Source organism: Candidatus Binatia bacterium, from assembly GCA_036382395.1.
Lineage (GTDB): Bacteria > Desulfobacterota > Binatia > HRBIN30 > HRBIN30 > JAGDMS01.
In genome coordinates this window covers 1-11,726 of sequence record DASVHW010000382.1, presented here as the reverse complement: position 1 = coordinate 11,726, position 11,726 = coordinate 1, and the positions used below count along the sequence as shown (strand labels likewise).

Genomic DNA, 11,726 nt, shown 5'->3' with positions numbered 1-11,726 from the left:
ACGGGCGCACCGTGCAGCGGTAGATGTGAACCTTTGGTTCATCTTTTCCTTATTCGAAGCCTACAGATTGAACTGCGAGGCCTGTCCCGTGAATGCCGGAGAAACTCCAGGATTTCTTTGGCTTTCGGAGTTTTGAGTAGGACAGGTTCAAAATGACGAAAGACCGTTTCTCCTTCCCGCACGCAAAACTTTTTTTGAATTGATTTTCATCTTCATCCTTTCGCGTTGCACCTGGGAATAGGCGCTTTCTAAGCTACCGCCAAAGGAACGCGCCACTTGATCATGGCGACCTTTATGGCGTCGTTCACGACAAGGCATGCGACCATCGCATAGCCTAAGATTATGAGAGTCTGCCACCACAGCAATGGCATGAGGCCGGGGAGAGCTACGAATGTCAGGATGGTGCCCACGAGCGCGTCCAGCGTGAGAGCCGCCATCAGGGTCTTGCTCGGCATCGTCGTCCAGAACCACCGCCGCTCTCGCGCGGACACGATGGAGAATACCGCGAAGTAGAGCAGTGTCTGGAAGCTGAAGGTGTAGAGGGCATTATCGTTCGTCGCCAACCCGAAACGTGACCAGGCGATGTATAGGAGGAGAAGCGCTTCGGCGACCATCGCGACGCCCAGCACCGCCGATACCATGATGAAGCCCCCGATGTTCCACGTCTCCGGTCTCTTGGACGGTTGGACGTAGTCGGTGGCAATGGCGATCTTCGCGAAGTCGGTCATGAAGACGAGAAGCAGCATCGCGAAGGCGGAGACGACGAACTTGCCGGTGACAACGAAGGCGATTGCCACGAAGCTAGCCTTCAGGATCGTGCGACTGATCTTGTTGATGATCCAGGTCAGAATGCGCTGATAAATGGTTCGGCCTTGCTCGACCAGCGCCACGATATTCGTGAGCCCCGGGTCGGTCAGGACGACGCTTGCGGCGCCTTTGGCAACGTCGGTCGCGGTGCTGACCGCGATGCCCACTTCGGCCTGGCGCAGCGCGGGCGCATCGTTGAGGCCGTCGCCTGTCATGCCGGTCACGTGCCCCGCAGCCTGCAGGTGCTGCACCACGATGTATTTGTCCTCCGGGTACACTTCGGCGAAGCCATCGGCCCCCGCCAGCAGGTCGATCGCTTCATTGCCGGCCTGAGCGCCTGCAGCCTTCAGGTCCGCCACGCGCCGGATGGTGGGCAATCCGACTCCGCGCGCAATTTCGCTCGCAACCGCCAGCGCGTCGCCGGTAAGCATCTTCACTGCAACGCCGAGGCCGCGGAGTGACGCGATAAGTTGCTTGGCATCCGGTCGCGGCGGATCGTACAGCATCACCAGTCCAACCAGTGCGGGAGCGCCGTTCTCGGGGCCGCGGGCCACGGCCAGCGTCCGGTATCCTTTGAGCGCAGCCTCGGCGACCCGGTCCTCAAGCGCCTTGATCGCAGGAGACTGGAGGCCACAGGCCTGAGCGATGGTCCGCACAGCACCTTTCATCACGCGCAGCCGCTGCCCATTCTGTTCGACCACGGCTTCCGTCCGCCTGCCTTTCGCATCAAACGGCGCGAACGAAACCGGCATGAGCGCAGGCACGCGATCGAAGACGTGCCGGTCTTTTGCGGCGGCAAGGAATGCCAGATCAATCGGATCCTGGTTGGCCTCTTGTGACGCGAGTGCGCCGGCAAACAGCACATCGGATTCCGTCGCGCGTTCCAGCGGGATCACGCCGGTGACGGCCAACTGGTTCATTGTGATCGTGCCGGTCTTGTCCACGCAGAGCACGTCCATCGTCGCGGCATCCTCGGCCGCGCTGAGGCGCGTGACCAGCACGCCGCGCTTCGCCAGCTCCTTCGACCCGACGGCCATGCTGACCGTGAACATGACCGGGAGGGCGACCGGCACCGCGCTCATCAACAGGACAAGCATAAGCGGGACCATCTCGATGAGCGGCGCGCCGCGGATCAACGACATCACGACCACCACGCCCAGCAGTGCGCCGACGATAACGAACAGCCAGCGGACCACCTTGGCCACCACCGCTTCGATATGAAGTTTTGGCCGCGCCTGCTGCACGAGTTCCGTGGTGCGGCCGAAATAGGTCTTCGCCCCGGTCAGCATGACCACGCTATTGCCTTCGCCCCGGCGGACGATGGACCCCGACGAGAGCACGTCGCCCGGCGCTTTTTCCGCGTCCTTGGACTCCCCGGTGAGAGCCGATTGGTCAACGCCCAACGCTCCGGTGAGGAGTTTCACGTCCGCCGGGATGATGTCGCCTGGGCGCACGCGGACGATATCGCCGGGCACCAGTTCCCGAGCGGGAACGACCTGCCAGCTCGAATCGCGTCGCACGCGCGCGCTGACCTGCAATCGTCGCCGCAACGTCTCTACGACGCCGGCGGCGCGGCGCTCCTGCGCAAAACGCAACACGGCATTGACGACCAAGAGCGCACTTACCACTGCGAAGTCAGAATATTTTCGGAGAACTAGCGACAAGACCATGATTAGTTCGAGCATCCACGCCGACAGGCCCCAGAATTTCACGAGAAATATGAGGACCGGGTGCCCCTTTTGCACGGCCACTTCATTGTAGCCGTGCTCCTTTCGACGGGTGTCCGCCTCCGCGCGCGTGAGCCCTGTCTCGGGGTCTACATGCAGCGCCGCGAGCGTATTGGGAATCGATGCGGATGCGATGTCAGACGCCTTGGCGGTAGCTGCTGGCGTCGCGCGTGGGAGGTTTACTCCAGAATTCGGTGTGGCCGACTGCAAAGTGACCGTCCTCCGCGGCGCCAATCGGATTCACACAGGTTTGCCTACGCTTACCGGGTTCCACTTCTGCTCTCAAATTGAGGCAAGGCTGCGAGCAATTTGAGCCGCTAACGCGCTATTGGACACGAGATCGCCCTCTGGACGCTGGAAGCGTCCAGAGGGCGTGAAAGTGGCGCTTGCGATCACCGGACGCCGTGAAACGCTCCGGGCACTAGTGCCGCTGCCATGGGCCGCCCATGAACGCCCCGCGCATCGGGCCGGGACCGCCGAACGCGAGACCCGGGAGGGTCTCCTGCGCTTTGTCCTTCTGCGTGTCGTTGAGCGTGGCAAGAAGTTCCTTCGCTGCCGTCTGCACGGTCTCGAACTGCTTCTGCCCCTGCTCGCGCATCTTGCTCACGAACGCAAAGCGGTCCTGCGGGCTCATCTTGCTGACCGCATCAGGATCGATGCCCTCACGAGCGGTCTTCATCGTGGTTGCCGCGTCCTGAAGTGCCTTGGTGTATTTGACCCAGGCGGGCTCTTGGGCACCGTTCCAACGTACCTAATCGAGAACGTGCGCCCGCAGGCAGTTCGCTATCAAGGTAAAAAGCTCACACGCGCTCGCGCGCCATTCGAGTCCTACCTTGCCACCTTGACCCGTGTGAAGGTGCAAAGGTGGCACCCTGAAGGAGTGCCAGCCGCCGCATACCATACGGTAACAACTTCTCACCTTTTCACAGAAATTCTGCAGTGCACGATCACAGGCCCTACGGCTGTTGTTCTGTCAGTTGGCGCATTTCTATGACGCTCATGAGCTGTTCGGTTTTCCGACAACAAGTCTTCGATCCAGAGCCACCCAGAAAGCCAAGCTTAGATTAAGTGTCGAAGGACCCGCCGCTTCGGGTCGAAGGCGCTTAGTCTGCGCCTCAAGATAACTTCTCTCGATCGAATTCACGATTTGACCGCTGCGCGCACCTGTGAGGTGATCGGCGCGACGTGGGAAGAATTCGATCCTTTTCTGGTCCGATCGCGAAGGGGAGCAGTTTTGTGTCGTCGGGTTGGTCATCACAAAGCCCATTTGAAACGAACGTATCCTCGGTGATCTGATTTAAACCTTGCAAATGAAACTAACCTGAAACATTCTCGAACTCATAGCCCTACAGAATGATCAGAGCCTACGTTCTCGACAAGGTCGGTTGCGTCCTTGCGCCAGAGCGGAGGGTGTCGAGGGCGAACAGATAAGCTCGTACCACGCGCTCATACCAGCGCTGACCAGTAGGTGACAACATGCGGCCTTCGCGACGTGAGTTCGTCAAGTGGGTCACGGCAAGTGGTATTGCGCTTAGCCTGTCGCGTTTGTCATCAGCTGAGGAACCCGGGTTCGTAGCGCGCGAGACGCTACCGGGACGACAACATTGGAACCCGGCTGCCGCTGGCGTCGGTCGCATTGACGGCGTGGCCAAGGTCACAGGGGCCAAGTTGTACGCGTCCGATTTTCGTGCCGCCGATCTCCCGGGCTGGCCGGCGGATACTTCGCACGCCATGCTCATCCGCGCCGCAGACGCCACGCACGTCTACGGCGGTATCGACTTCGCGCGCTTGAACAGCGCGTTAAAGCCGTCGGTGGTCGTTACCGCGACCGATCTCACACGAATCGGCACCCGCGTTCCCGAATTCTACACCGGCGACTTGTTCTGCCCGGTCGGCAAGACGCCGCTGTATCTCGGCCAGCCCGTAGCTCTGTTGATCTTCGAGCAGTTCGACGCCTTCGATCAGGCGCGGCTCGCGCTGCGCGATGGACCTTTCGTGAAGTTCGGTGAAGAAACTGGTCCCGTCGTGATGCCTAACTACGGCGCCTTTCGTTTTACGCGTGTGGCCGGCCCGACACCTGACGCTCCCGATGTTTACTCGCCGGTCAAGGAAGGCTGGGTCAGTCCGGGCCATTTCCAGAACACGGAGCGCCCAATATGGGCGCGGCTCCCCATACCGACGGGGCGCGCCTATGCTAAAGGCGCAGCTTACGGCGAGCAGATCCGCGCGGAACTCGCGGCAAGCAATCCGGCCCTTCTGGTGCTGGACCGCGAATTCGAGACCCAATCTGTCGACCCAATGTTTCTCGAGCCGGAATGCGGTCTCGCCTGGTTCGACGCGGATCGAAAAAACCTCGAGCTCGTGCTCGGCGTGCAGTCGCCGTACGAGGCCGCGGATTCGGTCGCGTTTCTTCTGGGCAAAGCCCGTGCCAACTTCAAGCCGGCGCACATCAACGCTCATTTCGCCTATGTCGGTGGCGGATTCGGCGGACGCGACCATACACCCTTCCCGCTCTACGTCGCACTTGCGGCAATGTTCCTTCCCGGTCGCCCGGTCCGGCTCGCCCACGATCGCTATCAGCAGTTTCAAGCTGGAATAAAGCGGCACGCATTCAAGATACATACGCGGATCGGGGTTGATCGAGCGACAGGCAAGATTCTCGCATTCGCCGCTGACCACGTATTGGATGGCGGCGGCCTTGCCAATTATTCAGCCAGCGTGGCGACTGTTTCCGCCAATGCTTCGATCGGTATCTACGATATTCCGAAAGTTGATGTCACCACGGTCGCACTCCATTCGCGCGGCGTGACCGCAGGGTCGATGCGAGGCTATGGGACGCTGCAGACGATGACGGCGCTGGAAGTGTTGATCGATGAAATGGCCTCGGCGTTGCCGCTCGACCCGATCGAGTTTCGGCGACGCAACGCGCTCAAGACCGGCGGCCGGACCATGGCGGGAAACACCTATAACGTCGTGGTCCGCACACCGGAGATTCTCGACAAGCTAGAGAAACATCCGATTTGGCAGCAGCGTGCCGAAGAGAAAGGACGCGGACAGCAAGCGGGGATTGTCGTCGGCACGGGCGTGGCTTGCGCCACCAAGGATTACGGCAGCGGAGCGGACTGTTCGCTGGCGACCGTGGAAATTGATCGGAATGGCCGGATTGCCATCCATTGCGATCACGTCGAGATGGGCAACGGCATCGGGACGGCGCTTGCCAACCGGGTGGCGGCCCACTTGGGGGGCATGGCCGACGAAGTGGCGGTCGCGCAAGTCGACACTTTCGGGGCGCTCGCGCTCGTGACCTCGGGCGACTCTTACACGATGGACCAAGCGACACAGAACGCCGCACTACGAAATCCACGCTGGGTGCCCGCGATCAGTTCGCCCACGAGTGCCTCAATAGGCGCCCACGTCGGGACGCATGCTGCGGCCGAGGCCGCCCGCGTCGTGTTCCGCTTCGGATTGTGGCCGGCGGCGCTCGAGCTGTGGCGCATCGCACCAAGCGATCCAAGAGCGAGCGAATGGGAGGCGGCGCGCTGGAAAGACGGGCACCTGGTCATGCCGGGGTTAACACCACTGGCATTGCCGGCAGTCGCAGCAAAGGCGCATGCGCGCAATGGTGTGACCGCGGCGATGGCGCACAGCTTTTCCCGCTGGGCGTGGTCGCAAGCGACCTTCGTGGTCGACAGGCAGCCGTGGATGGCCGATATCGATGCGTTGGCCGTGCGCAAGGGCGCCGGAAAATTCGTACGCCTCGATCGTACCAGCGTCAAATATCCACCCACCGAGTTCAACCGGTTCGGAACCACCTACACGTCGCTATGCGGCACGCTTGTCCGCGTCGAGATCGAGCGCGCCACCGGCGCCTTGCGCATCACCAGGGCATACAGTGTCCTCGAATGCGGTCAGCCGCTGGTGCCAGAGATTGTACTTGGGCAATCGCAGGGTGGCTTCGCGATGGGCGTGGGTTATGCATTGCTCGAGTCGCTGCCACCTTATGAGGACGGTCCCGGCAACGGGCAATGGAATCTTGGTCAATACCTCATCGCGCGCGGGTCGGACCTGCCGTTGCGAGGGCTCGAGATCGAGGTGTTGCCCCCGCTAGCGAACGAGCCGCCAAAGGGCATGGCGGAAGTCGTGATGATTCCCGTCGTTCCCGCACTTTTGAATGCCATCTTCGATGCCACGAGTCACCGGTTCCAATCCTTGCCGGTAACCCAACACATGCTCAAGGGAGTGCTCACGTGAATACACTGGGCATCACGATCAATGGTCGCGCATACGGCCCGATGGAAGTGCGCGACGATCTGACCATGAATGATTTTCTGCGCGAGTACCTCGGGCTGACCGGCACCAAGTTCGGCTGCGGCGCTGCGCAGTGCCTGAGTTGCGCGGTGATTATCGATAATTCCGACGGGACGAGCTACACCAGCCCGACCTGCGTTGTTTCGGCGGCGAGCTTCAACGGCAAAGCTATCCGCACGGTCGAAGGCCATGCGAAGAACGCCGAACTTTCGGTTCTGCAAAAAGCTTTCATCGACCATTTTGCTTTCCAGTGCGGCTATTGCACCGCCGGCTTCCTGAACGAGGGACAGGTTCTGCTTGAGCGTCTGGCAAAGAAGCCGGTAGCGCGTCCCGATCTCGAGAAAACCATTGTCGATGCGCTCGACGGCCATCTGTGCAGGTGCACCGGCTACATCAAATATCACGAGGCGGTGCGTGACGTGATTTTAGCCGACCCAGAACGCTATCTCGTCGCGAAGGTCGATCGCGAGCATCGTGATTGACCATGTGCCGCGCCGTGGCCGGCGTGAGGGTGACCAAGCCAGGAGGCGACCGAACATGAAATTCGAGATGCAGGTCAAGGTCCTCTTTGCGGTCCTGGCCCTGCTGACGAGCATGCTGACCGCGTACGGCGCCTCCGACGGCCTGTTGGATAGCCTCGCGACTCCAGAGAGCTTTTCCTCGATCGGCGACACAGCGGCGCGGTCAGCGGCATTGTTTACCGAGCTCGGGAAAGTGCTGACCAATCCACGCTGCGTCAATTGCCATCCAGCCGGCGACCGCCCGCACCAGGGCGAACTCGGCCGGCTCCATCAGCCGCCGGTAGAGCGGGGGACGGACGGTTTTGGCCTCGCGGCCATGCGCTGTGCCATCTGCCATCAGCATGCCAACTTCGAGCCAGGCCGCGTGCCGGGCCACCCAGAATGGCATCTCGCACCGCGTGAAATGGCGTGGGAAGGCAAGACGCTCGGTGAGATCTGCGCTCAGATCAAGGATCGCGAGCGCAACGGCGGCCGTTCGCTGGAAGAACTCGTACACCACATCGGGACCGACTCTTTGGTTGGTTGGGCCTGGGCGCCCGGGTTTGGCCGCCGGCCCGCTCCTGGTACCCAGAAGAAAGCAGGCGCGCTCGTTGAGGCATGGGTGAAAACTGGAGCAGTGTGTCCGACTAGATGATGGAATGGACATACGAACCGACGCACATTCTGGTATCTGTGATCAGACGGTCGTTCGTCGAGAATGGTGGGCTCAAGATAATCAAGATAAACTGCGGCTTCTCGTTCGCTCCGAGTCCTGCATGCAGCTTTGGCGATGACTGCGACCTACAAAGCGTATTGAACGCTTTTCCGAATCGCTTAATGCGGGTGTCACCGTCGGCATCTGTACGTTTACTTCGCGTGAATGCTGAGCGGGGCGAAGGCACGTTACACCAATTCCCGCAGGCGATCGTCGTATCAGGGAGACACTCATGAGAACCGTTGCCATCATGATGGGCGGCCTCTGCGCACTGCTGCCGTCGCTTGCCGGCGTTGGATCATCAGGCTCGCCTGCGCGCGCGGCCGACCTGCCGTCCTACTTCAAGGAGATCGTCGGTACCCAAACTGTAAGCCCCGCCGAGATCGGAACCAAGAATATTCTGCAGCTCAACACGACCATGTTTGAGCTTTACGGCGATGCCGGACAGGTGTTCAAGAAGAACATACTCGCCCAGCACCCGCTTATCCTCGGCCTGTTTTCTGGTGCCGGCGGACGATTCATCCTCTATCGCCCCGGGATGGCGCCGATCGACGCGCCGCAGGTGCCGATCGTCTACCAATTGCTTAAATCCGTCGGCCACAGCACCATGGCGTTGGCCGAAGTGGTCGTTCCCTATTTGAACAGTCCAAACGACTTGACGTGGCGTGGCTCGCTGGCGGCGTACAGGAACCGCATGCAATCCGCGCTCGACAGTCTTGATGCGACCGCCATGCCGGACGACTGGCGGCTGAACAACCGCAGCATTCTGCAAAACAATATCGCGTTCATGGACGAGTGTTTGAAGAACAACGCGATCTCGGCGGAAGGCCTGCAGGAATTTGCCAAGAAACAGTCGCCCCTATTGAAGAAGAACATCGCCTGGGCGGCGCAAACCCAAGTCGCTCACTGGATGGATGTAATCGGCGGTTGGAAACAGATGCTCGGCGCCGACTGGGACAAGACCTATGCGGCCAGCAACACGATCTACGTCGCCCGCCAGAATAACGTCCTGTTCAGTGTGCTCGCGCAGTTTTTCGGGCCGCAGGCCATCAACGACCGGCTGATCTTGATCGAGACGATCTCGTTCACCACGACGCCCGACGACATGCTGGACTCGTTGACCCGCATAATCGCCGACCGGTCCGTCGGTGCCGCGTTCTTCGGCGATTACCACCTGATGGACTACGAGCTAATGGGCGGCGACGCGCGTCAAGCGATTATCGACGAAGACACCAAGCGCAAGATCAGCGTAACCCTGCCGCCGCAAGTGCCGTTCGGTTCGCACCAATGGCCGACGCTGATCACGCCCGGTCCTGGTGCTAAGAGCTTGGCGGACCTTCCGTGAATCTGAACACCATAGTCGAGGTCATGACACGGAAGGCCCGGGAGCCCGGCTTCGTCGCCGGGACCGTATTGTTGTTCGTTGTTCACCTTCCCTTCGCGGCCTTGGCGCAAGACGGAACCGACCGAGTCACCGGGTTCGCGCGCGAGCCGGTCCATGCCGCCAACTGGCCTTCTGGCAAAAAGGTCGCAGTCAGCTTTGCACTATTCGTGGAGGAGTTCGGCCTCGGCCAGGGCCCGGTCTTCCGCCCGGACCTTGCGACCCGTAGCCCGGACCTCGTGAACGAGGCTTTCCGTCAATACGCGATCGATTGGGGCATCGCGCGCGTCGGCCGGCTGTTCAAGGAATTGGATGTTCCGCTCACCGTCGTGTTGAACGCCGAATTTCCCGGTAAGTATCCGTCGGTGTGGAAGGAGTTCCGCTCGGCACAACCGAACGCGCCGATCATCGCCCATGGCATGAACAACACGAACCACATGCTGCCACTCGGGCGTGGGCCCGCCGAGCAGAAAGCCTACATCCGCCGGACGCTGGACCTACTCGCCGACACGACCGGCGTCAGGCCCACCGGCTGGTCGAGTCCGAGCGTCTATTCCAATGGCGACACGATGCAGGCGATGGCCGCCGAAGGCATAACCTACACCCTCGACCAGATGGATTCCGACATCATTTCGCGCTTGAAGACGCCGGATGGGTCGCTGGTCCTGCTGCCCTATCCGGTCGTAACGGTCGACATGGGCCAGCATCTGGCACGGATGAAGACGCCCACTGAGATCGAGACTCTCTGGCTAGATTACGTGTTGGAGTTGGCCAGTGAGGCCCGCGCCGACCCCGCGCGAGAGGCCACGACGCTGGTCATCGGAATCCACCCCTTTGTAATCGGCACGCCCGACGGGGCTGCCGCCTTGCGGCGTGTTCTCTTGCGCCTCAAGACGGATGACGCAGTATGGCTGACCGACACCGACGCCATTCTCAGGGCGGCTGGCCTGAAATGACTGACCGGATGCGTCGCGGACAAGCGCCGAACTCGCCGCTTTCCCCGCGCTGACGCCCACCTGATGGATCGACGAATGCCCGATAGGTGACGGAAGGACCCGGCGGCAATTCCAGCGGCCGGTCGCGATCGACGACGGCATCAATGTCTTGGTCGGATGGGAACGCCGCGATGTCGGTGCGAAACTCGCCTGCCCACTCGGCGATGCCCGCTTCGGGGTTGGGCAGTACCCGATGATTTCAAATCAGCATCACACAAGCCGCCATTCGGTGCTACTGCAGCAAAGAAAACCTGAGACGGTTGTCCGCCGCGTTGCATCAGGTCAGAGCGGATTTCTACAGCTTCAATGGCCTCAATGAAGTTGCTCCCGCCGACAAATGGGGTTGGGCGGCCAGTGCCGGCATCGTGCTAAATCTGCCGTGGAACCCCGGCGATAAATTCTGGATTGAAGGCGGTGTTGGCCAGGGCGCATCGGCCTACACGGGCTTTTCACAAACGACGGCGTTCAATCGTTTCAACGGCACCAGCGTCGCTGCCGGTTGGGTGCTGGACGGAGTTTTCGCTAGAAATCCGGCATTCCCCACTTCTGGGATACAACTTTCCACTTCGTGGGATATCACCGCGGCAATCGAACACTACTGGACGCCGGCGCTGCGCACATCGGTGTTCGGCTCCTATACTGCTTGGGACCCCGACTCTGCCGGAAACGCCATCATGTGCAAATCTCCGGACGGTGTCGTGCGCACCACGGCTGGTTTGGGTCCGACGGGCACTACCGCGTTGGTGGGATGCGACTTCGGCTTCGCCGTCTGGGCCGTTGGTACTCGGACTATTTGGAACCCGGTCAAGAATTTGAGGTCCTGTATTCCAAGATCGACCAGAATATGGATCCCGGCCGAATTCCCATGAACTTTGCGGGCGGCGCCGGCCGCACGTCAGGATTATACACGCCGGCCAATAAAGATGTCTGGAGTGGCCTGTTACACGTGCAGCGCAACTTCTGGCCATAATTGACATCACTTACGGCCACTTCACCACCGCCGGTATGGCGGAGAGGATCGACCTCCACATTTCGGCCGGTGCGCGGTTGAGGTCGTGCCCGTGTCCGCCTTTGGCTGCCGGCTCAACCGCACCGCCATTTGTCCGCTATTGAGAGCCAGCTCAACCGGTCGACGCAACACTTTATCTTAGGGGGAAAAGATCGATTATAGGCCGATAAGTCAGAGATTTCGTGGTGGTAGGAGGGCGGCTGAGAAAATTACGTTGTGGGATAGCTGGTTACGGAGGGACTCGCTGAAAGCGATTGGGCGAGCGTTTGGCTAGCCGTCATCGT

At 60.8% G+C, this 11,726-nt stretch carries 8 protein-coding genes; 6 read left to right on the top strand and 2 right to left on the bottom strand.

The features are described 5' to 3' along the window. Positions 1–248: 248 nt before the first annotated feature. Positions 249–2,654 carry a plasma-membrane proton-efflux P-type ATPase gene (locus tag VF515_18655; GenBank protein HEX7409654.1) on the bottom strand — a complete coding sequence of 802 codons (2,406 nt, stop codon included), beginning with the start codon at positions 2,652–2,654 and terminating at the stop codon, positions 249–251. A gap of 301 nt (positions 2,655–2,955) precedes the next feature. After that, entirely contained in the window at positions 2,956–3,213 is a 258-nt protein-coding gene (locus tag VF515_18650) for a hypothetical protein (GenBank protein ID HEX7409653.1), read from the bottom strand. A 797-nt stretch (positions 3,214–4,010) separates the two neighbouring features. Here VF515_18650 and VF515_18645 point away from each other — a divergent pair. From VF515_18645 to VF515_18620, 6 genes are all read left to right on the top strand, one after another. Continuing rightward, the gene (locus tag VF515_18645) at positions 4,011–6,785 is read left to right on the top strand and encodes a molybdopterin cofactor-binding domain-containing protein (protein ID HEX7409652.1); all 2,775 of its coding nucleotides are present in this window, start codon (positions 4,011–4,013) and stop codon (positions 6,783–6,785) included. Next, a complete protein-coding gene (locus VF515_18640) occupies positions 6,782–7,324 on the top strand; it encodes a 2Fe-2S iron-sulfur cluster-binding protein (protein ID HEX7409651.1) in 543 nt (180 codons plus the stop codon). The genes VF515_18645 and VF515_18640 overlap by 4 nt, the downstream gene beginning before the upstream one ends. A gap of 55 nt (positions 7,325–7,379) precedes the next feature. Then, positions 7,380–7,997: an Isoquinoline 1-oxidoreductase subunit gene (locus tag VF515_18635; GenBank protein HEX7409650.1), complete on the top strand. Its 618-nt coding sequence runs from the start codon at positions 7,380–7,382 to the stop codon at positions 7,995–7,997. 292 nt (positions 7,998–8,289) lie between these two features. Then, the gene (locus VF515_18630; protein HEX7409649.1) at positions 8,290–9,402 is read left to right on the top strand and encodes a hypothetical protein; all 1,113 of its coding nucleotides are present in this window, start codon (positions 8,290–8,292) and stop codon (positions 9,400–9,402) included. Beyond that, entirely contained in the window at positions 9,399–10,394 is a 996-nt protein-coding gene (locus VF515_18625; GenBank protein ID HEX7409648.1) for a polysaccharide deacetylase, read from the top strand. The genes VF515_18630 and VF515_18625 overlap by 4 nt, the downstream gene beginning before the upstream one ends. A 299-nt stretch (positions 10,395–10,693) precedes the next feature. Beyond that, entirely contained in the window at positions 10,694–11,302 is a 609-nt protein-coding gene (locus VF515_18620; protein HEX7409647.1) for a porin, read from the top strand. The last annotated feature ends 424 nt before the right edge of the window (positions 11,303–11,726 follow it).

Coding starts and splice junctions, on each gene's coding strand:
- VF515_18630 (HEX7409649.1), top strand. CDS start 8,290: ATGAGAACCGTTGCCATCATGATGGGCGGCCTCTGCGCACTGCTGCCG.
- VF515_18645 (HEX7409652.1), top strand. CDS start 4,011: ATGCGGCCTTCGCGACGTGAGTTCGTCAAGTGGGTCACGGCAAGTGGT.
- VF515_18635 (HEX7409650.1), top strand. CDS start 7,380: ATGAAATTCGAGATGCAGGTCAAGGTCCTCTTTGCGGTCCTGGCCCTG.
- VF515_18650 (HEX7409653.1), bottom strand. CDS start 3,213: ATGAAGACCGCTCGTGAGGGCATCGATCCTGATGCGGTCAGCAAGATG.